Consider the following 20,678-nt stretch of genomic DNA (forward strand, 5'->3'; position numbering starts at 1 on the left):
TAAATAAATCATTTCCGTGCTAATCTATTGAGTATATGTTTGGGTAGTAATAACCAATAGTGTCCTTTATTTTTCATGTGCTCACCTAAATAGGTTGCTAACTTTCCTGAGCCCCAATAAATATCACCACGCATAAAACCACGAATGGCTCCGCCAGTGTCTTGGGCGATCATGAGACGTTGCAATTGTTTTTCCTCATCATTTTGTCGATTGGGTCTTGTTGTATCTAACCATAATGGTGCACCTAGGGGAATCCATTTTTTATCTACAGCTAGAGAGTAGCCTGGAGTTAATGCCATTCCTTGTGCACCTAGAGCCATCGGCTTCTTTAATGGTTCAAAAAATACAAAGGATTTATTCTTGTGCATTAGGATTTTTGCTCGCTGAGGATGCTCTTCTAAATAACGTTTGATTGCTGCTTTAGAAGCATTATGACGAGTCATGATTCCTCTATCAATAAGCACTTTAGCTATCGATGTATAAGGTGCTCCATTCTCACCTGCATAGCCTAAGTAAACGCTTTCACCATTAGGCAGTAAAATAACTCCCGAACCTTCAATTTCTAAAAAAAGGCGTTCTACAGGGCTATGTATCCAGGCAATAACCGGTGCTTTTTTCTTTAATGCACCATTATCAATTTCTTCTCGTGTTACATGCCTTCCATCACCCTTGGGTAAACCATAAATAGGAGTATTATATTTAGGCGTGCGTTTTAACTCCCCTTTAATTTGAGGCATGTAATAACCAGTAAACAAACCATGTACTGGCTTTTTTTGTTCAAATTTAATGGGGTGAAACCATTTCTCAAAAAATGTTCTTGCTGATTCTTCAGAAGTCGAATCCAAAGCTACCGCTGCTTTACATGCAGGATGCCAATCCCCTGCTTTTAATTTGATATGCAAGGAACCAATTGAACGTGAAGGTTTTTGCTTTAAAAAAGTCTCACAAGATAACTGAAATGCCATTAAAGATTTCTTCACATCGGCAGTATCCCAACCTGGCAACTCATCAAAGGAAGCAGATGATAAAGCAAGATTGCTGGCTATTTTGCGTTTTAGAGTAGTCTTTTGTTCGTGATTTTTATACTTCTTAATCTCTTCACGTTGATAGGCATTCCATGCATCTGCTGCTTCGCGTTTTGAAGCAGTTGCGATTACTTGTACCATTTTTTTCATTTGAGTCTGGCTAACCTTTTTTATCAGATGAGGCCGTACTGGTGTCACTTGAGATTTCTCATGAAGTAACAGTCCCCATAAGCCAGACGCAAAACCAATAATAATTGTTATATAAATTAATTTCCTGTTCATAGCGGCAATAATTTTACACAACATGAGCCTCAGATCAACACTTAATCTGCTTTTTATCGATAAAGAATTATCCTAATTCAATTTAACTTATTGATAACATTATGATTTTATTCATTTAATTTCACGCAATAAAAAACAAAATTTAATGAAAAATTCAATTAAATGAGGATGAGACGTAAAAAAATCATCCAATTAGAAATTGATCTTCTTGCCTATTTAGCAGGTAATTTGTACTCTTATAAACATTGTTGGCACACCAAAAAGAAAAAAATTGACCGATCTAAATATTGAAACTCTAGTGTTAGTAGCCGTATGGGAAAATCCATTTATTTTCCAGGGTTGTTTTAAAGTGACACAACTTTATCAAGAGCATAACGCCCTTTTTTTCTTTAGATGTCAAAGCACGCATGCGCAGCAAACGGATATTCTTCATGAAGATTTTTCTCCTTATGAATATAAGTTTACTCATTTGTATCAGGAATCAGGTCCTATTCACCCCAATCATCAAATACAAGCACATGAAGATGCCTTATACTTATTGAAGTACGCATTGCATGTGACCTTGAAGGAAATGATGATGAACAGAAAATTACATTTTACAAGCATTGATGATGTGGCTATGCAAACCATGATTAATCGCATTAAACCAATTCTTAATAAAGAATTAATGTTTCCGGAAGACGAGCATATTGGTTTTGCAGTAGCCATGGACTTTTGCCCTAAAGAAGAAATGGGTATGAATGCGGCTCTTACATTATTGCAAGGATTTCAATAGGTATGAGAGAAAATGACGGAAACGATCGACAATATTATGTCAATCTCGTACGTAACTATTCATTCTGATTCTATATACGAGTCAATCGAAAGAAAGTACTCTAATTGGCATAGATACACCTTTGATTAGTTTAAAAAGTCTTGTCATCATACTATGATTTGTCCCATAAATTGACACTATACTCTCTAATGGTGCAATAATTATCGTATATGATATAGTAAGCTTTTGTATCATTTGATATAGTTTATGAGATTAAAAATTTTCTTTTATGTCCTATTAATAAGCTGTAATGTAAGTGCGGTTCCTCGTTTTGTTCCTGCTGAATTACCGAAAAACTCCTATCTTCAAATTCATGGGGCTGCTTTGTGTGCCACAGCCAAAGAAACATTAGCTTATTTAAACAAAGGCAATCATTATGACCCTCAAGTAATTCATGAGGGAAAAATCATTAAGATCTCTTTGGCACGAGTTAAATCATCCTTGCAATTTATTTGCCAACATCAAGATGAATTAAACAATCCTGATTTTATAAAACAGCATTTCGAATTTATACGCTGGTATCCTGATATACAGCAGACAAAAAAATTAGGTATACATAAGCCTTTAATTGCTCATTTACCTCATGATAAAATTTTAATGACAAAATATTATGTTCACAAAGCCTATGCCACTTCTCAACGCACTACGACCCATCCATATGCACTTTATGCGCTACCCAAAGATGAAAACTATTTAACTTTAGAGCAAGCGGATAAAAAGCACCAATTAATTCGTTTTCAGTACGGAAAGCAAGCGATATTAAACGGTGCATTAACTTTTAAGGGAGTTCCAGTCTTGGCTTATTTAAGTCGTGATGACTTAGAGGCTGCTTTGTTACAAGGGACTGTAATTGCAAACTTCATGGATAAAGGACGTCAAACAAAAACATTTAATGTTCATCGATGTAATTATATTCCTTATGATAAAAATACCTCTCCCTACGCCCAGGAACGCTATTGGTATTTCAAAGAGGTAGAAGGGATTAAAGGCTATGGTAAGGATGCGGATCATAAAATTACTGTTAACAGCAAGGTAACCTTTGCTGCAGATTTAGAACAATTTGGTCTAGGCAAAGTACTGATGGTGCAATATCCTGAAGCTTCCGGAAAATTAGTGACAAGGGCAGGTATTTTAGCCGATACTGGAGGAGCTTTTGCGAATAATTTTTATCAAGTGGATTTTTTAACAGGGAGTTATGCTGGCAAAACGGCCTTTTCACAAGCAAGTCGTCATTTACCTGATTATGTAACCGCTTATTTGATGGTGCTAAAAAAATAATATGAATATTTTAATTTTCTGCTTATTCTTTATCTGCTCTTTATGTCATGCTTTTTCTTGCAATGACGCACAAATCATTCATCAGGTACCCATCAAATTTAACAAAGAACGTATCGCCTTAACTCAACGGTACCAACTGGAGCATTACGGAATTGACTCACAATCAATTGATATTGAGCCTAAGATGATTATCTTACATTGGACCTGTATTCCCAGTTTAACGACCACGATTCGTGTATTTGATCCCCCCACTTTTCCACAGAACTCACCACGTATTAAAGAATTACCAGGAGCATTAAATGTATCTAGTCATTTTGTCGTCGACCGCAACGGCAGTATTTATCAGCTAATGCCTGATCATTGGATGGCCCGGCATATTATTGGATTAAATCATTATGCCATTGGTATTGAAAATATCGGCGGTGCCAACGGTAAAGATGACCTCACGGAAGCACAAGCTAAAGCCAATGCGTTTTTAATTTGCTACTTAAAAAGGAAATATCCACTAATACGTTATGTGATTGGCCATAATGAATATTTAAAATTTAAAAATACTCCACTTTGGCTGGAAAAAGATCCTAATTATCAAACAGATAAACAAGATCCAGGCCCTTCTTTTCGTAACCGAGTAATGAAATTGGTTAAACAGTCGAAAAATAGAATAGTTTAACATATAAAGAGAAGAGATAAATGAGAAAAAAAGATGAAAATCGCTATTTTTAACGGCTCTATAAGAGGATCAGGGATTTAATTGATAAATCTGCGTTAGCGAATCTTCTTCAATATCAGCAAGAATATGCTGAATTAGTATTCTTAAATATAATAACCATTCACTTTGACCAATAAAGAAACAAGTGGTATACTGTGTGTCAATTTGATTATTAAAGATAATATTTATGTTTACAAAAGTAGAAACAAAAGAAATTGCCCTTGAAATGAAAGGACTATTTTCGTTTGACTGGGATGAAACTATTTTAAGCAAACATATGAATAAGATTATTCTTCAAGCTTTTAACATACATAATAAAAAAGACATAGAAGCGATGCTAGCTCTGCCTAATATAGAAGAAAAAATCTGGGCAATTGCCTCTCAAATTGAACCTCGTGGCAAAGCGACTGAATGGAAGGCTTTATTTGAAAAACTAATTGAAGATAATCATCACATTAGTATTGCAACTTATGGTCAATTCCCTGAGTTGATTCGACGTTATCTTAAAGATAAAATTAATTTATCAGAGGACGTTGTAAGTAAAATTCATATTGTATGCTATATGTACCCTAGTGATGTTGGTAATGGTAAAAATAGACATATTGAAGAGTCCATTGCCCATTTTAAACGAGATAAAAACAATACAATTGTTGTCTTAGTAGAAGACAGTCAAGAAAATTTAGATGCCGCAGTGTCCGCAGGTAAACTACATCCAAATGGTGCTGTTCTAGCTCCTAAAGACGAAAAAGATCAATCTCCAACAAATCCCAATATGTTCATTACTACTCCGCACATCTCAAAAGTTCTGGAATTAAGCGAACAATTGAAAAAAGAAATATCCATATATCAGGCAGTAGCAAAAACTCAATCTGAAAAATCTCTTTTTGGAAATACCTTATGCACTTTTAAACCTGCTCCCAAAGCCCAAGAAGAAGCTCAGCAACCTGAAGCTCTACAGATCAACTCTGCGAATTTAACTTGAGTCACATAAAACGGGCTTATTGACTAAATCATAATCATTAAATAAACTGTCTTGGCCATCAGCGTCGATGGTTCTTGGAGATATTTTATGAAATTGATACCAGTTGTAGCGTCTATGCTTGTAAGTAGTAGTTTATGGGCTCAAGATATTAATATTAAAGGGACTATTTCACATACAGTAATGCCTACAATTAAATCAACGGGTAAAACTGCAGTTCCAACTAAAGCAAAAGAACTCAAGTTATTAAAAATTGAACTGTCTAATAAAGCAAAATTAGCTCTTGCTGCGAAAGTAAACGATGCGTTAGCACATAAAAATCAATTTGCGATGCATGCTTTACTTCCATCAGCAAAACAACAGCTAGGTATGAATGCTGTACCCGTACTTGACCAAGGGGAACATGGAACCTGCGTGACCTTCGCCTCGACAGCTGCTGTAGATGCTGCCATGAATAAAGGCGATTACATTAGTCAATTATGTCAATTACAAGTAGGAAAATATCTAGAAGAGAATGGCTATGGACTTAGCGGTTGGAACGGTTCTTTTGGTCGTAATGTTTTAATGCAAATGGAAAATTTAGGTATTATTAGCAAAACTAAAGAAGCAAGTGCTGGGTGCGGCGCATCGCAATACCCTATAAAGGAGGCAATACCTGATGAGCCAATTTCTTTAGAACAATACCACCACAACAGTGAACCATTAAAAGGAATTACTTGGTCTAGCATATTAGATATTATGCAAACATTTGTTGATCGTAATGATACTGGTAAAACGCTTGCTAATGTTAAAAAATCTTTAGATCAAGGTGATCGTGTAACCTTTGGTACTTTGCTTCTAGATCTTAAGTTTGGCTTTGTGGGTGCTGTAGGGACTAAAAATGCTACAAATGATACTTGGGTCTTAACACCGGAAATCGCGCGTGATGTTTATCTTCATAACGATTTTGCTGGCCATGAAATGATAATTACAGGCTATGATGATAACGCCATTGCTATTGATGATGAAGGTAGAAAGCATCAAGGTTTATTAACCTTGCGTAATTCATGGAGTGACCAAGTGGGTGATCATGGTAACTTTTATATGTCTTATGATTACTTTAAACTACTCGTAATTGAAGCACAACGCATTCATTATGAAGAGCAGAATGACGAGTAAGTCCAGTTAAATTTTACTTCTTATGTTGGGTCAGGAAGGCCCAACATAAATTTACACAATCAAACGATGATACATTCATATATCATTGCTGCCTACGCAACATCATAATTGTTCCCTATGGAACAAGAGTTTTATACTCAAAATCGCCGGAAAAATCAAAAAAGAATTATTAATTGGGGTGCGGCAATCAATGGAATTGAAAGATACTCCAAGGTAAAATTTAGACCTATATTAGTCTATTAAATATAAATTTAACTCAATTCCATTCCATTGATTGTCGCACCCCTTTATATGTTATTCATTTCCACAGCAAGCTTGAATAAATGTATATACCATGTATAATTAATACTATGAATATACATTATGGAGTTACAATGTCTACTGTTACTTTAACTAAATGGGGAAATTCAATCGGAATTCGTATTCCCTCAGTTATCATTAAAGAAGCTCATTTACATCCTGGCGAAGAATTGGAAATTAGAGCAGATGAAAAGGGTGTGCTTACATTAATTCCAATCAAAAATCAGCAAGAAGGATGGTTAGAGCAATTCAATGCTGTTGTAGATGATAGGAGTGAGGAGACTCATTTAAATCTAAGCAATGATTTTGATATGGATGAATGGACATGGTAAAAATAAAAAGGTTTGATGTTTTTTTAGTAAACCTCGATCCTACGATTGGTTCTGAAATAAAAAAAACACGTCCAGCAGTAATTATATCACCGGACTCAATGAATTTGAGCAAGTTAAAAACAGTTATTATTGCGCCGATGACTAGCACCATTAAAGACAATTTTCCCACTAGGATATTGACAGAATTTAAAGATAAAAAAGGGCAGATTGCGCTTGATCAGCTGAGGTCAATAGATCGCACTCGTATTGTTAAAAAATTAGGTGTTATTGAAAGGGAAGCTCAAAATAAAGTGCTGGATCTTTTATCCATAATATTTCAAAAATAATTTTGGCACCAATGTAATGAACCATCCCACCCACTGAGTTGGGTTTTTCCGCATACCCAGACCATTCTGGCAATGAGGTTAAAAACTATCACTTAACTGAAGGCTGTTTTCGAGCCCATCTAGCATTGGCTGGGTTGATTTTTTTTGCTAATTAAAAATAATGCAACTGATTTAGACATGGAATCTTTGATAGAAGAAAGAAAAAATGAAATTGTTGATTACCTTGAACCGACTCGTCGAAATAATATCCTAACTCTTTTCATTAGTTATAACAAAAAGAAGTTGATTGAAATTTTATTTGCTAAATTAAATACTGAACAAAGAAATAAGTTGCTGTCATTAAAAAATAGCATAGATCACACAGCTATTCATTCTGCGGTAAGCACTAATCGTGACGACCTCGATTTGGTTAAACAATTAATTATTTTAGATGAAAGTTATTCGCTATTGGAGAGTGATAAGTTTGGTAATATTGCTTTATACAATGCTGCTGTTGCTGGCAATATGAAGGTTTTTTCTTTCTTACTCGATTTAGGACTACCTTTATCCAGCAGTATTAAAAACTGTTTCACACCTAAGCAACTAATGGATATAACTTTTAGAGAGCGTTTGCAAAATCATCAAGCTCTTTCTAACGAGCAAATTGTTGTTAATATAAAATCTCTAAAATTGAGTCAACAAAGCACAGAAAGTTTAAAAAACAATCCTACGTTAACAAATTCTTTTGAAATGAAAAAATATTTAGAGCGCATATTATTTATTTCACCACAGCTAATTAGAGAAAATCTGCCCTTTATTTCCACCTTCTTAGATAAATTATATGGACTGTGCATACAAGATCCCACCCTAATTGAGGAACTTGAATTAAAAAGAATAATCCCAAACATATTTAAACTTTTAGTAAATTCTAGAGTCTTACCGTCAGGCGACAATGAAGATAAAAAAACCGTATTAATTTTTCTTCGTTTTATTGAAATGCTGCCTGATATTGTACCCATCACAGAGCAATCTAACCTCATTTACTATATAAAAGAGTTGGAATTATACAATGATCCTGTGGCAATTTGTTTCTTAAAAAGAATTGAAAATAAAAATATTCATGTTAAATACATGCTCTTTTTCACTACAGTTCAGAAAAAAGCAGTGAATATAATCCTAAGGTAGCTTTAGAATATGCCTCTCAATGTCTGATGAAAACACAGAATGACAATGATTTTATATATAATAGTCAACGTGAAATTATATTTAAGGATGTGTTGATTTTACTAAAAAAAGAAAATACACCTGAGCAAGCATTTGCATTGGCAAATATTCTTGCCTACGAATACCAAAATTGTCACAATATATTTTCACTTATGTTATTAGCTGCTAAGCAACAATTCGAGCCAGCGATTCAAGAATTAAAAAATATACCCTTAGACCGCCCATATTGCTATGAAGGTAAATATTATTTTTATTTGCTCTCTAGTCAGGAAATAGATAAACTAAGAGATTTCCTTGTCAGATCCAATAACATACCTAGTACTAAACAAGTTGAACCAAATCGTTTGCCAAATTCGAAACAGAATATGAATCCGAGTGCTTTCATGCAGAGTTCGTTAAATTCTTCACCCAATTTTTTCAATACAATGAGCTCACCTCAACCTCTAAATAAACAAAATAAAGACTATGAGAAGATAATTGAACAATTAATAGAACTTGAAGTAATGCCCTCTAGTTTAAAATATAAAGTTATGATTTCTGATTCATTAAATATTATCGATATAACAAAAGTCGAATTCTCATCCGATGTCGCCTTTGAGACCATAGAAGAAATAGCTCAGCAGCTAAAATTAAAAGGATTAAATTGTAGCCCATATAAACGATATGAACCTCTTATTACATCATTAAATTCAATCCGAATATCTTTGAAAGTTAATGCATTAGAAGAATGGCTCAACCAAACATGCTCTAATAAAGGTATTGTGGAGAGATCTCCAAAACTAATTGGGGTGTGACAAGCAATGGAACGAAAAGGTACTCTAAGCAAAATTCATTAAGCCAGCTCTAGCTTTTCAGCAACATTTTGACCCTCTGCCACAACTTTAGGCAACATGGTAGGTAACAGAACCACATTGCTGTGATCCCGTTACCTACCAACATAAATGAAAAGTGCCCCAAGAAATTAATATGTTTCCGCCCTAATGGCGATAACCTTGCTTCATCTTCTTCATTTATCACTTCACCCTGCGCGCGCAAATAATCTAATGCAGCCTGCATGTAAACCGTATTCCATAATACAATGGCATTGGTTGCTAACTCCAATGCATTGAGCTGATCCTCTTGTCCTTCGCGATATTTTTCATGAATTTCACCCCGTTTTCCATGATATACGGTGCGTGCTAAACTGTGACGGCTTTCACCTTTATTGAGTTGTATCAAAATATGGCGCCGGTACTCTTTACTAGCATTTGGTGGCATTAAGGATCACGAGGAGCTAGTTAAGTTAAGTCAAATATAGCCCCTGTTCCATTTCTTAGAGTACCTTTTCGTTCCATTGATTGTCACACCCCTAATTCATCTTAAATATCCGTAGCTATCGCAAGGGACTAAACTCTTTACTTTCAGGTAGCCAATTTTTTTAATTTATTGTGCTAAAATGAGAAAACTTCAATAAAAAAGGATAAAACATGAATCAACGGATACAAAAAAGGTCTTTAGCGATTGCAGTATGTTCATTCTTTATTTCTTCAGTGACATGCGCCACAACAGTAAGCAGTGATGTAAATACTACTGATGGTGTTCCAGTAGGTAAAATTATATTTGAAGACAGCAAATATGGCTTATTAATCAAACCTCAGCTGACAAACTTACCTGCCGGTGTTCATGGTTTTCATATCCATCAACACCCTGATTGTGGTGATCATGCGCAAAATGCTGGTGGTCACCTAGATCCACAAGGAAGCAATAAACACGAAGGTCCTTATGGCAGCGGACATTTAGGCGATTTACCAATATTAGTTGTTGATGTTAAGGGGCAGTCTAACCTACCTATTCTTGCTCCGCGTTTAAAAACAAAAGATATCCTAGGACATGCCATTATGATTCATGCAGGTGGTGACAATTACAGTGACAACCCTCCTCTTGGCGGAGGCGGTGCTCGTATTGCTTGTGGAAAAATTTCCTAATATAGTGTGCTAGAAGCTTTCTCATCTTAAGAAATAGTAAAATTATGAAAAGTAATTGTTATAATTTTACTATTTCTATCATTTTTGATACTATGTGATCATTAAAACCACAGATAACTTCAACTACTTCTATGGCCAAAGCAAAAATTAGTCTCGTTAAACATACGTTCTTTAATCATTCAACAATGATGAATGAGCCTTTCTCTTTTAGAGATAATGATTTTAATTTGCTTCAATTACGCACCGAATTTTCTACCTTATATCAATTATTTTTAGCCAATGAAAAACATTGGATAAAAAATGAAGAATTAGTTTACTACATTCGTTATATTTGTAATTTATTAATTTCCTACTATGAACATGATTACTTGAACTTAGAATTAGAAAAGTTAAAAGAACATAAAGACACATTAGATTCTTTTATAGAAAAGCATAATCTTATAAAAACTACAGCAATTGCCCCCTACCCACATAATGAAGAAAACCGCTTTAATTTTATTAATCTTTCTAAATTAAATAACGAAGTTAGTTTATTAAATAGCAAACGCTCGCAATTTAATTACAGCCGTACATTAGCAACGGCAGTAATTGGATACTTACAAGCGAGCACTGTTTCTGATTTGATCTATGAACTTAATGAGATTCTTGGAAATCGCTATAGCTTTATTGAAGGACTAAATTTATTAAACAAGTCACGTGAAGTCATTACCTTATTAGGCATTGGCTTATTTGCAATACGGTTGTTAATTAATTTAATATTAATGACTAAACACTTGTTACAAGCAAAAATTAGCAAGGAGTTATCAGCAAATAAAGTATTCAAACAAGAATTAGAACAACGAGGCTTTGTAATTGCCAGTGATTTGGTATGGTGTTTTGTTGGCATACTCACTACTTTTAATAACTTATTTAATATTTCATCGTTAGTGATAGCTCCTATAGTACTTGTTTTCTTGGTTTTTGATACTTTATTACTGCTTAGCCAATGGTATTATGAAGCAACAAAATACCAAGCGCGTTTGCAAGAATTTTCAAGCCAAAAAGAAAAAGCAACACCGCTTGAGCTCATCATGATTAATCGCCAGATTGATATATTAAATGATGAATGGGAAGTCCAATGTGCTTATTATGCAATCAATATCTTAGGTGCGAATATTTTGGCATTAAGCTTTGCGATTTCCATGCTGTATTCTCTTCCTATTGTCTTAGCAGGATTGGCTTTATGTAGTATGTTAGGAAATGCTTTATATAATACGGCTGAAGAATATAAGCGCTATCAACATTTTAAGATTGCTGTAAAACGCGAAACAGCAAATGGTTTAATTGTACACGATGAGCACCATGATAAGCTTCTTGTTCTCTTGAGTTTAGAATGCCATAAACATTATGCCGCTTTTTGGAAATCTTTAACATTTAATATGGGAGGGTTAGCATTTATTATTACTGCCGCCGTAGCTTCTTGGCCAGTAGCACTTGTACTTACCCTCTCCTATGTAGGGTATCAGTTAAATAAAGTGTATCACAAGCAGTTTGAAAAAAATCATAAAGACATTACTCATAATGTATATCGTTTTGTGGAAGAGCCCGCGCAAGAAGAAGAGCCTAATCTTTTGCTTACCTAAATTAATCGTTACTATTTGCTATACTTAATAAATGAGAATTTCCTGTCGGGAGAATTGACATGAATAGAAAAATGCCTCATGGAAAAAAGAGACATACTCATCATAAACATGAATTGGCAAGCGAACTTAAAAAGGAAAAACGTATTTTAGATAAAGAGTTAGATGAAGCACTTGAAGAAACTTTTCCTGCGAGTGATGCTACAGCAAAATATTAATATAGATTATGCTCTATGTAATTATCATGCCTTTTTTTAATGCATCTTGTTTTGAAACAAAGTATGATGCTCACTCATAGCTAATTGTAGTGAGTTGAGTATGAGTTTAGTTAAAAAATACATGAGTCGTGTGATTTTTATGGGGCGATGGATTCAATTGCCTTTGTATCTAGGACTTATTTGCGTTTTGGGTGCATATGTTTATCGGTTTTTATGTGAATTATTTGAACTGATCATGCATCTAAATCACATTGATGATACTCATATTATGCTTGGGGTTTTGGATTTAATCGATGTAGTAATGATCGCCAATTTATTGATTATGGTCATCCTTGGAGGTTATGAAACCTTTATTTCACCATTACAACTTGACTCCCATCCTGATCAGCCTGAGTGGTTAGGACATTTAGATGCTGGTGGCATGAAAGTAAAATTAGCATTAGCATTGGTGGGTATTTCTTCTATCCATTTATTACGTACCTTTATTGATCCGACGAAGCTGGATAATATAGGCATCATGTGGCAAGTACTTATTCATCTAACCTTAATTATTTCTGCTTTGGCAATTGCCTTTACCAATAAGCTTTTAGATCATAATACTCACACTGAAAATTCGCATACTTAAAGTGAAAATCACGAGGAAGATGATTGACTAAAAAATCAGTTACTGTAGATTACACGTCACAAGAATAATGAATTCAACTTTTATTACAGGAGTAAGACATGACCTTCAGAGCAAAATTGGTTGCATTTGCAAGCGCCTTAGTTTTTGCAGGGGCTACCTTCGCTAGCCAAGAAAATGTATGTCCAAAATTGGGTACCATCCAAGATGAAGGGCTTTCACTTGCATTACCTATTTTTGGCAACTTTTTCGCTGCGGGTCAATTAAGCAACTTTAATATGGATTCAATTTGGGCATTTGCCATCGCTCCTGTTGAAGCAGATTCAGAAGATGATGCGATAAACACTGGAAATGACATTTTAAGTGGTATGAATGCCCCTGGAGTGGTTTTGGATAAAGGATTCTGTGTTTATGATACTGGCAATCCAGATACTTTTGCTGTAGCAATTGAAGGTGAAATGTTCCCAATCATGAAAATCAAACAATACATCCATCGTTTTCATTAATACTTCCCTTCCGCACCAAAATGGTATACGGAAGGGTTCTATTTTATTCTTTTAATGCTTTTTCAAGCGCCTTAATAAATCGTGACGCAGTTGGTGAGGTTATTGAATAAAAATAATTGATCAATTCACCATCGCGATTAATCAAGTATTTGTGGAAATTCCATTTAGGTGCCGCACCATACCCCAACTTTTCTTTAGCCCAGAGAAAAAATGGATGTGCATTTTTCCCAGAAACATGTTCTTTTGAAGTCATTGGAAATGAAACACCGTAATTCACCTGACAAAAATTGGCAATATACTCATTTTGACCCGGCTCTTGACCACCAAAATCATTTGAAGGCACACCAAGAATAACTAGTCCTTGCTCTTTGTATTGCTCATAAAGTTTCTCCAATTTAGCGTATTGTGGGGTAAATCCACAGTGCGAGGCCGTATTCACCACAATTAAGACTTTTCCACGAAACAAGTCGAGTGATAAGAGATGATGTCCAACTAATGTATTAAATGAAAACTCATACGCATTGCTGTGCTCCTGTTCAGTTGTTGTGTTTGTCATAATAAGACTTCCTTTATAAAAATAGAGTGCTATGGTTGGTGCTTAGAAATTTTCTTATCCTCTGCTTTTTGGGAAACCTCCAATTCCTTAATAAAGTTTTTTGCATTCAAAAAAACCATCGCTGTCCCTTTGTACTCTTTCATGGCTGCGTTAATCTTATCGCAGAGTTCTCTAAAATTTAATTTTCTATATTCCCCATAGTTAGGATCAAAAAATGAAAAAGAATCACCTGTTTTTTTTATTATCATAGAGTGTCCAGAAAAACTAAACCTTTTCTTTTCAAAAACAGAGAAATTAATGTAAAAATTATCTGGTAAAGCATCTAATTTATTTTTTAGCAGTGTTTCATTTACTTTGTTATTTAAGCAAGAAGCTTCCTTGAATGAGAAAATATCATTAGGATAAATATTAAAAAGAAAGGAAATCATTTTTTGAAAAAAGCCCAATACGTTTAAGATATGGCTTTTTCTAATTCTAGGTTCATTAATCGCAAACAAAGTAATCTTATTATGAAACTGATTGGTTGGTTTATCCTTTAATACAACATGCTCACTATCTAATTGAGTCATTTGAAAATTTTCTGACTTAAATGATTCAAAATCAACCGTCTCGTTAGGTTGCTTCTTCCATTACGACAAAATTGGAAATTAATTCACATAATCCATTGAATCTTAATATAACGGTATGAAGATCTTTATATTGTAGTGTTCTAATTCCAGTAATAGAAGTAATAATTGCTTGTTCAGTAGCAGTTAGAGCAGTCACACATGAAGCACCAGTGCTTTTATAAAATGAAAGTTCTTTTTCATAATGAAGGAAAATATTTTCTATGTTGTGAGGATTATAACTTTCTTTTCTTGCAATCTTAGTTATCTTTTTATCAAAATCTTTTAATTTATTGGAGTCAATTTTAATTTCAACTATTTCTTTATTAGCTAGATTTAGATAAAAAAGTTTATCACCTTCTTTATTTTTCATGCGATAATAAGCATTATTAAAATCATAGTTCGCCTGCAAATTGGTGAGATCTGGCAGTACAATGCTACAAAAAACTCCACAAGTTTGCGCTGCATTAACTTCATTAATTAGGGCAGTTTGAGAAAAAGCCAAATATTTCGCTTCTTCTAACTCTTTGACACTAAATCGCTTTTCTATCAAATTATCTGCAGATAGGATCATCTCTCAGCCTTAATAATTGAATTTATTCTATTATTATAGATCAAATTTTTGTTTCATTGATGATTTATTGCCCTTGAAGCACTTATTTTTAGGACCTAAATGCCAGGATAGGATTAATTGCTTATAACATTTTTTGATGGGATTACGTATGGTATGTCAATTCTGTAATTTAGCTAATAGGCAAGAACTCGCTAATGTTGTTTATCAAACCAAACTAATTTCATTTGCTGTTTCTTGGATATCAACCCCATCAGTGAAGGGTATACATTAATTGTTCCCAAAAAACATTGTTTAGACACTGAAGAGCTGAACAAAGAAACTCGATTGGAGGTAATGAACGCCATAGCCGTTCTATCAACAGCAATCAAAAAACTGTATAACCCAGATGGGGTAAGTGTAATGCAAAATGGTGGATATTTTAATGATGGGTTAAATTACAGAAACGGGGCAAAATGCGAACTAAGATCTTAATTTTGTATAAAATAAGTTCTTTATCGCTAAGGCCCCAAAACTTTATCTCACTAAAAAATCTCTTTAAAATTGATTATATTCCTCTATACATAAGGGGTTTTACGAATAAAACTGTTCGCATAATGATGAATATACTAATCTACCCCAAGCATTAAAGATCTAACTGAAATATCCTCATCAATCTGAGTCCAATGAACCCCAAGTCCATTACCAATAAAACGCCAGTCTTTTCTCTCAGTCTCTGTTGCATCTCGTAGTTTTGGAAACCATTCCAAGGGTGCTGAAATTTCTCTACCATCAGCTAGAATAAAATGCAATGAGGTTTTAGTAAAACCTACGTCCACTGCATGATCATCAAATTTAATTGCCAAAGTACTCATACCATTTCTCCAAAAATAATTCTCTATGTTCAGTAACTAATAATCTAAGTTTGCCTAGATCATGGCTTCTAAAACCATAAGAGCTAGAAAGACTTACTGGATTTAGCCAAAATTTACCAACCTTATCCCCATGTTCAACATGAATATGGGGTGGCTCGTTTCCTTCTAAGCTGTAGAAGAAAAATCGATAACCTTTAATATTTAATACAGTAGGCATGTTCTTATCCTAAAATTCATTTAAAAACTTAAGCCACCTTAAAATTAATCACATCATCTAAGGAATACTCTGGATCGTTTGAGCTTAATAAATTACTAAAATCATAAGTCCCATGCAGATTCACATGTTTCCAGGTAAGAATGAATGCACTTGTAATACTTTCAAGTAAGCGCTCCCTCTGTTCATTATCAGATTGCATAATGATTTTAGTTAGCTCAATGTAGTTCCACAGAATAATGATGTTTTGAATAATGGTTTTACACATGACCGCAATTTCTTGCTCCTCTTTAATAGATTCCAAGATGTTTTGATCTGCAAATGAAACAGCAGCTGAGAATTTATTAGCCAATTCCCCTTTATTTAATTGCTTTTCAATGGCTTGTCGCCATTCCATATCATCAATGTATTTCAAAACAAAAATAGATTTAATGATGCGGCCAAATTCTTTGAGGGCGTCTTCTAAGGGATGCTGATTTGAATATTCGCCTAATCTTTTAAGAATGGTAGAGGCGCGATGTTCACGTAATTTGATTGTTGCAATTAACCTTAAGATGGTATCCCAATTACGTCTAATCTTGCTTTCATTGACATAATAAGTTGGCTTAACAGCGTAACTTTTATTTTCTAATTCTGCTTTTATTCTTCCAAAACTCACTAAGTTCGTGGAAGCAAGATCTTTAATACGCGGAGCAAAGGTAACAGTGATTAAATGAGAGACTGCAAAAACCATTTCTGTATAGCCATGCGTATCAGTTGAGTGGAAATTGCTAGTTATTGCATCACTGTGCAATAAGCCATCGATGACATAGATTGCATCTCGCTCGGCACTACTAAATACGGTTGAATAGAATAAAATGCCTCGCTCATCAATAAAGCGGTAAACACTAGCGCTTTTTCCATTACCAAAATATTTATACGAATGATTAGTATTTAAAGACTCTGCCGAAACACATTGTTTTTTGCCATCACTGGAGGTATGTAATAAATTGCGTTCTCGTTTAAATTTTTCAGGAAGCCATAATTTTCCCATTAAATCAACCAAGGTTTGATTTGCTGCATAAAGATTATCTAAAGAAAAGTACCAGTTAACCGTATTTGATAAAGTATTGTAATTAACCCCAATGGCTGTAGGACTCAGCTTATGTAACCCAATATTGCTGCCTAAACCAAAGAGTCCCGCATAAAAAACCTCATTTTCAGGAACTGACTTCGAACCTGTGATTTTGTGATGCTTGAAACAAGTAGTGAATTTGATTACAGCATTAATTTCTGCCATCATTTGTAAGATTGGAATGTACTTGTCCTTGCCAATAATGGTAGTTATTGAATCATAATCGAGCTTTGTAACAGCAGGTGTATGAATTGAGAAATGTCCATCTTTATGAATGGTCACATATTTGTTTTTTCCCTGGGTAATACACCTATTCACTTCAAAAAATTGTTTGTCTAAAATGCCTTTTAATAAAGAAAGTACCTTATCCACATCACTAAAATCAGTTAGTCCTAACTTTTCTATGAGATGAGCTTTATTCTCTTGCCAATATTGTTCGTTAAGCAAGTAAGCATCAATAGAAAGATATCGATAAGAATGGATAAGACTTATTCTCCCACATTTAATAGCTTCAGCAATTTTACAAAAGAGAATTGATTTATAGAGTGATATATTAAATTTCCCGTCACCATAAATTGCCTTATATTCGTGATCATTTAAAAATCCATCTGGGGCCATAGAGGTAATGTTTTTATTGTTCTGATAATGTACTATCGCCAAACAGAGATCTTGGGCACAGCTCGCTGCTTCAAACTCCAAGTATTTCACAATTTCTGCTACCCGATTTTGCAGTTTTCTTGATAAATTACCTAAAGCATCAAACTCATCGGTTCTTTTTTTCTCATCTTCAATTTGATCGTATAATTTTTTCGCAGCATCTTCTGCTTGGCTAAATGCATTATTTTCCTTATGAGCAGGTAAAATCTTATGAAGTTTTTGGATTTTTTCATCATTATTCAATTCGTTATCATGAACAACTGTTCGTACTTCATGTAAAGTATCACTGGCTTCATTAAAGCCAGAAAGCACTGATTCAGTGAGATTATTTTTTTCAGGGAGACGGCTTTTAACCAATAAATCAACTTCACGCGCAGCCTTATTTATCTGCTGTTGGACAGCTTTTAACAATATATCGATAAATGTATCTTGCCAAAGCCTATACCAGTGATCAATAAAGGCTATTAAATATAAGTTTCTCTTATGACGGTCTACCATCTCTGCAATTTGTGTGACTTTAGCTTTGTTTACCCATTGGGCATAATATTTTGTGGCTTCTGAAGACAACTCCAGTTTCTTTATGAGAGGCATTAATTCCTGATGAAGCTTTTTAATGATAAGGAAATTACGTATGCCTTGTTTGATTTTGGCTGGCCGCATGGATTGATTAATTGTTTTGAGGCGCGTCAGCAATACTCTTTCATAGTATTCGCCGTCATTCATAATTAATTGATTTAATGCTTCTTGTTGTTCTGGCGTAATAATTTCTGCCATTTTTTGGATGACATTTTTCTCAAAATCATGGAATTTGTCAGTGATTGTTCTTGCGCTACGATCGTAACTTGGTAATTCAATCTTTTTCTGTCGTAATTGCTCGATAAGGATATAGAATAGTTTTCGTGGATGCATTTGCTTATCTACCATGTCTTCAATCATTTCATCGAAGATAGGTAGAGCATGGTTAATATCAATATAACCACAATGCTCTAAAATGAGTAATCGATGTTTTTGTCGAGTGCGGTCATGATATTGATTCAAAAAGTCTTCTGGGACATCGGTGCCAATTGCAATTGCTGCCGCTTTGATGTCAGATGCTCTGAACGTTTTTGTTGTAAAAAATTTACCACTTACCTTGAAATAGCCATATTGAACAAGTAATCCAATTTGATTATCTGCTTGTTTTGCTTTTTTAATAAGCTCACTAAACAAAGGATCGAGTTTAAAAATTACTTTTCTTTCATCCGAACTGAGCACAGGTGGACGGCTAAATCGTTTGGCCTCATAATCTGGCAATACTTCAATTAAACGCATTAGTCCATTTCCCCAATTCGCTCTACCGTCTCGCTCAAATCGGAAAAAGAGGGTTGGCAATATAATTTTGTTGTATCCAGTCGCTCATGGCCTGCAAGAGAAGCCACTTTTTCTAAGCTAATGCCGGCATCAACCAAATTTTTACAAAATGTATGCCTTAGTTGATGCGGGGAAATCATGCCTAACTCTTCTGGGGTGCGTAATCGCTTCAGCATGAGCTGGATTCCCCGAGGACTAAGTACCCCGCGTTGACCATTAAAAACAAATGCATCGCTTCCAGCATGTAAAGCATAATCTAACGTAAGAAATGCAAATCGTGATTCTTTATTTAAAGGGACTTCACGATATTTGCATCCTTTCCCTGCATTGATCGTTAGGTGTCCTTTACGCTCACTTAAAACAATATGACTCCATTTTAAGTTGCATAGCTCACTGACACGAAGCCCCGTATTCAGTAGGATTTTTACAATCGCAATATCCCTCTTGCGGCCATTTTGCTCAACATGGCGCAGTAGCTGATTTTGTTGATTGCGATTCAACCATTTTGGCATTGATTGAGATTGTTTGACTGTTTTAGGTAATGGGAATCGATATTTGATTTTTTTTGTTAGCCATCCCCACTCCAGAAAATACTTTAGAGACAGTAATCGGCGATTAATCGTTTGAGCTTTGAATCCTGAGTCAATTAAATATTGTTTGTATTGGCGTGCATCAGTCGGTGTGATGTTAGTCAATTTCATGTCTACTTTATTAACCGATTCAAACCAGGTCGCAAATTGAAGCAAATCGCTTTGATAACTTTCCAAGGTTAGTGGCGATTTATCAGTCGATTTTTGATAAGTGATGTATGCTTCAATTTGGGTATTTTGCGTCATTACTAATTATACGATTAGATTTTCTTGAGATAATCTAACATAAAAAAATGGATTATGCGATGAGTTGATGGTAATTTCATCGCATAAGGATTATTATGCGATTAATTTTTTATAAGGCATTACTTGGAATAGGATGCGTGTCTTCTATATTTTTCTTGGGAAGACAAACTTGAATAAGATCAATAAGTGCCGCAATAGGAGCGAGAAGTATAGTTAACCCAACTCCAAGACTAAATCTAGCAATTTCCAATGGAATAGCAATGATAAGACCGAATATACCTGCGACAGCAGATTCGGGAGATAAAATTAATGCCCTAGAGATTAATGGAAATATTAAGAAATCCAATATTCCTTTAGCAGTTGGAGGAGAATCACATGGGTGCAATATATAATAATGATCGCCCATTAATAAATCAAAAATTCTACCTAAAGAGAAATGTGCTTTGTTTCCTCTATATCTCCGAGAAATATTTTCACAAACGGTTAGATCAACCATCTCTTCTGGCCCATCTAAAACTTCATAAATAAATCCAGTATGCTTTTCTGTTGGATTTAACATACGAAAAAATGTTGACATATCAGTACT

The 20,678-nt window shown here is 34.5% G+C and carries 24 protein-coding genes and 1 pseudogene; 15 read left to right on the plus strand and 10 right to left on the minus strand.

Translation table 11 applies throughout. From position 1 onward, the window contains the following. Positions 1 to 8 precede the first annotated feature (8 nt). On the minus strand, positions 9 to 1,307 hold the full coding sequence (locus QM652_RS00615) for a murein transglycosylase A (protein WP_415072208.1): 1,299 nt from the start codon (positions 1,305 to 1,307) through the stop codon (positions 9 to 11). 271 nt (positions 1,308 to 1,578) lie between these two features. Here QM652_RS00615 and QM652_RS00620 point away from each other — a divergent pair, with 271 nt between their 5' ends. The 9 genes from QM652_RS00620 to QM652_RS00660 all read left to right on the plus strand — a co-directional run bounded on the left by QM652_RS00620 (position 1,579) and on the right by QM652_RS00660 (position 9,200). Then, positions 1,579 to 2,082 carry a hypothetical protein gene (locus tag QM652_RS00620; RefSeq protein WP_415072209.1) on the plus strand — a complete coding sequence of 168 codons (504 nt, stop codon included), beginning with the start codon at positions 1,579 to 1,581 and terminating at the stop codon, positions 2,080 to 2,082. Between the two features lie 246 nt (positions 2,083 to 2,328). Continuing rightward, complete coding sequence (locus QM652_RS00625) at positions 2,329 to 3,399, plus strand: hypothetical protein (RefSeq protein ID WP_415072210.1); 1,071 nt, start codon at positions 2,329 to 2,331, stop codon at positions 3,397 to 3,399. A 1-nt stretch (position 3,400) separates the two neighbouring features. Further along, the gene (locus QM652_RS00630; RefSeq protein WP_415072211.1) at positions 3,401 to 4,069 is read left to right on the plus strand and encodes an N-acetylmuramoyl-L-alanine amidase; all 669 of its coding nucleotides are present in this window, start codon (positions 3,401 to 3,403) and stop codon (positions 4,067 to 4,069) included. 226 nt (positions 4,070 to 4,295) lie between these two features. Continuing rightward, positions 4,296 to 5,090 carry a hypothetical protein gene (locus QM652_RS00635; protein WP_415072212.1) on the plus strand — a complete coding sequence of 265 codons (795 nt, stop codon included), beginning with the start codon at positions 4,296 to 4,298 and terminating at the stop codon, positions 5,088 to 5,090. 87 nt (positions 5,091 to 5,177) lie between these two features. After that, positions 5,178 to 6,245 (plus strand): C1 family peptidase, encoded by a 1,068-nt coding sequence (locus QM652_RS00640; RefSeq protein WP_415072213.1) that lies wholly within the window; start codon positions 5,178 to 5,180, stop codon positions 6,243 to 6,245. Between the two features lie 374 nt (positions 6,246 to 6,619). Next, positions 6,620 to 6,877 carry an AbrB/MazE/SpoVT family DNA-binding domain-containing protein gene (locus QM652_RS00645; protein WP_415072214.1) on the plus strand — a complete coding sequence of 86 codons (258 nt, stop codon included), beginning with the start codon at positions 6,620 to 6,622 and terminating at the stop codon, positions 6,875 to 6,877. Next, positions 6,871 to 7,203 (plus strand): type II toxin-antitoxin system PemK/MazF family toxin, encoded by a 333-nt coding sequence (locus QM652_RS00650; RefSeq protein ID WP_415072215.1) that lies wholly within the window; start codon positions 6,871 to 6,873, stop codon positions 7,201 to 7,203. The genes QM652_RS00645 and QM652_RS00650 overlap by 7 nt, the downstream gene beginning before the upstream one ends. Positions 7,204 to 7,347: 144 nt before the next feature. Next, positions 7,348 to 8,367, plus strand: coding sequence for an ankyrin repeat domain-containing protein (locus QM652_RS00655; protein ID WP_415072216.1), 1,020 nt, complete (start codon positions 7,348 to 7,350; stop codon positions 8,365 to 8,367). A gap of 26 nt (positions 8,368 to 8,393) precedes the next feature. After that, positions 8,394 to 9,200, plus strand: a complete 807-nt coding sequence (locus QM652_RS00660) for a hypothetical protein (protein WP_415072217.1) — start codon at positions 8,394 to 8,396, stop codon at positions 9,198 to 9,200. 49 nt (positions 9,201 to 9,249) lie between these two features. Here the strand turns inward: QM652_RS00660 and QM652_RS00665 are convergent. Continuing rightward, positions 9,250 to 9,636 (minus strand): annotated as a pseudogene (locus tag QM652_RS00665) (Tn3 family transposase); the annotation flags it as partial. Positions 9,637 to 9,872: 236 nt separating this feature from the next. Between QM652_RS00665 and QM652_RS00670 the strand changes: the two are divergent. From QM652_RS00670 to QM652_RS00690, 5 genes are all read left to right on the plus strand, one after another. Further along, positions 9,873 to 10,370, plus strand: a complete 498-nt coding sequence (locus QM652_RS00670; RefSeq protein WP_415072218.1) for a superoxide dismutase family protein — start codon at positions 9,873 to 9,875, stop codon at positions 10,368 to 10,370. Positions 10,371 to 10,501: 131 nt separating this feature from the next. Beyond that, positions 10,502 to 11,992 carry a hypothetical protein gene (locus QM652_RS00675; RefSeq protein ID WP_415072219.1) on the plus strand — a complete coding sequence of 497 codons (1,491 nt, stop codon included), beginning with the start codon at positions 10,502 to 10,504 and terminating at the stop codon, positions 11,990 to 11,992. A 59-nt stretch (positions 11,993 to 12,051) separates the two neighbouring features. After that, positions 12,052 to 12,207: a hypothetical protein gene (locus QM652_RS00680; RefSeq protein WP_415072220.1), complete on the plus strand. Its 156-nt coding sequence runs from the start codon at positions 12,052 to 12,054 to the stop codon at positions 12,205 to 12,207. A 100-nt stretch (positions 12,208 to 12,307) separates the two neighbouring features. Continuing rightward, positions 12,308 to 12,832 carry a TIGR00645 family protein gene (locus tag QM652_RS00685; RefSeq protein ID WP_415072221.1) on the plus strand — a complete coding sequence of 175 codons (525 nt, stop codon included), beginning with the start codon at positions 12,308 to 12,310 and terminating at the stop codon, positions 12,830 to 12,832. Positions 12,833 to 12,930: 98 nt separating this feature from the next. Continuing rightward, entirely contained in the window at positions 12,931 to 13,335 is a 405-nt protein-coding gene (locus QM652_RS00690; protein ID WP_415072222.1) for a DUF4949 domain-containing protein, read from the plus strand. 43 nt (positions 13,336 to 13,378) lie between these two features. Here the strand turns inward: QM652_RS00690 and QM652_RS00695 are convergent, their stop codons facing one another. Genes QM652_RS00695 through QM652_RS00705 form a run of 3 tightly spaced genes read right to left on the minus strand, consistent with a single transcriptional unit; the run spans position 13,379 to position 15,070 of the window. Further along, a complete protein-coding gene (locus QM652_RS00695) occupies positions 13,379 to 13,891 on the minus strand; it encodes a glutathione peroxidase (RefSeq protein ID WP_415072223.1) in 513 nt (170 codons plus the stop codon). A 29-nt stretch (positions 13,892 to 13,920) separates the two neighbouring features. Next, positions 13,921 to 14,460, minus strand: a complete 540-nt coding sequence (locus QM652_RS00700) for a hypothetical protein (protein WP_415072224.1) — start codon at positions 14,458 to 14,460, stop codon at positions 13,921 to 13,923. A gap of 43 nt (positions 14,461 to 14,503) precedes the next feature. Continuing rightward, positions 14,504 to 15,070 (minus strand): hypothetical protein, encoded by a 567-nt coding sequence (locus QM652_RS00705; protein WP_415072225.1) that lies wholly within the window; start codon positions 15,068 to 15,070, stop codon positions 14,504 to 14,506. A gap of 234 nt (positions 15,071 to 15,304) precedes the next feature. Between QM652_RS00705 and QM652_RS00710 the strand changes: the two genes are divergently transcribed. Then, the gene (locus tag QM652_RS00710; RefSeq protein ID WP_415072226.1) at positions 15,305 to 15,541 is read left to right on the plus strand and encodes an HIT family protein; all 237 of its coding nucleotides are present in this window, start codon (positions 15,305 to 15,307) and stop codon (positions 15,539 to 15,541) included. 134 nt (positions 15,542 to 15,675) lie between these two features. Here QM652_RS00710 and QM652_RS00715 read toward each other — a convergent pair whose 3' ends face one another. From QM652_RS00715 to QM652_RS00735, 5 genes are all read right to left on the minus strand, one after another. Further along, positions 15,676 to 15,921, minus strand: a complete 246-nt coding sequence (locus tag QM652_RS00715; RefSeq protein WP_415072227.1) for a DUF2442 domain-containing protein — start codon at positions 15,919 to 15,921, stop codon at positions 15,676 to 15,678. Beyond that, complete coding sequence (locus QM652_RS00720; protein WP_415072228.1) at positions 15,902 to 16,138, minus strand: DUF4160 domain-containing protein; 237 nt, start codon at positions 16,136 to 16,138, stop codon at positions 15,902 to 15,904. Before QM652_RS00720 ends, QM652_RS00715 begins: the two co-directional genes overlap by 20 nt. Before the next feature lie 28 nt (positions 16,139 to 16,166). Next, positions 16,167 to 19,217 (minus strand): Tn3 family transposase, encoded by a 3,051-nt coding sequence (locus QM652_RS00725; protein ID WP_415072229.1) that lies wholly within the window; start codon positions 19,215 to 19,217, stop codon positions 16,167 to 16,169. Beyond that, complete coding sequence (locus QM652_RS00730; RefSeq protein ID WP_415072230.1) at positions 19,217 to 20,092, minus strand: tyrosine-type recombinase/integrase; 876 nt, start codon at positions 20,090 to 20,092, stop codon at positions 19,217 to 19,219. The genes QM652_RS00725 and QM652_RS00730 overlap by 1 nt, the downstream gene beginning before the upstream one ends. 109 nt (positions 20,093 to 20,201) lie before the next feature. After that, entirely contained in the window at positions 20,202 to 20,669 is a 468-nt protein-coding gene (locus QM652_RS00735) for a hypothetical protein (RefSeq protein WP_415072231.1), read from the minus strand. Positions 20,670 to 20,678: the final 9 nt, after the last annotated feature.

It is taken from the genome of Legionella sp., assembly GCF_047605385.1.
Taxonomy (GTDB): Bacteria; Pseudomonadota; Gammaproteobacteria; order Legionellales; family Legionellaceae; genus Legionella.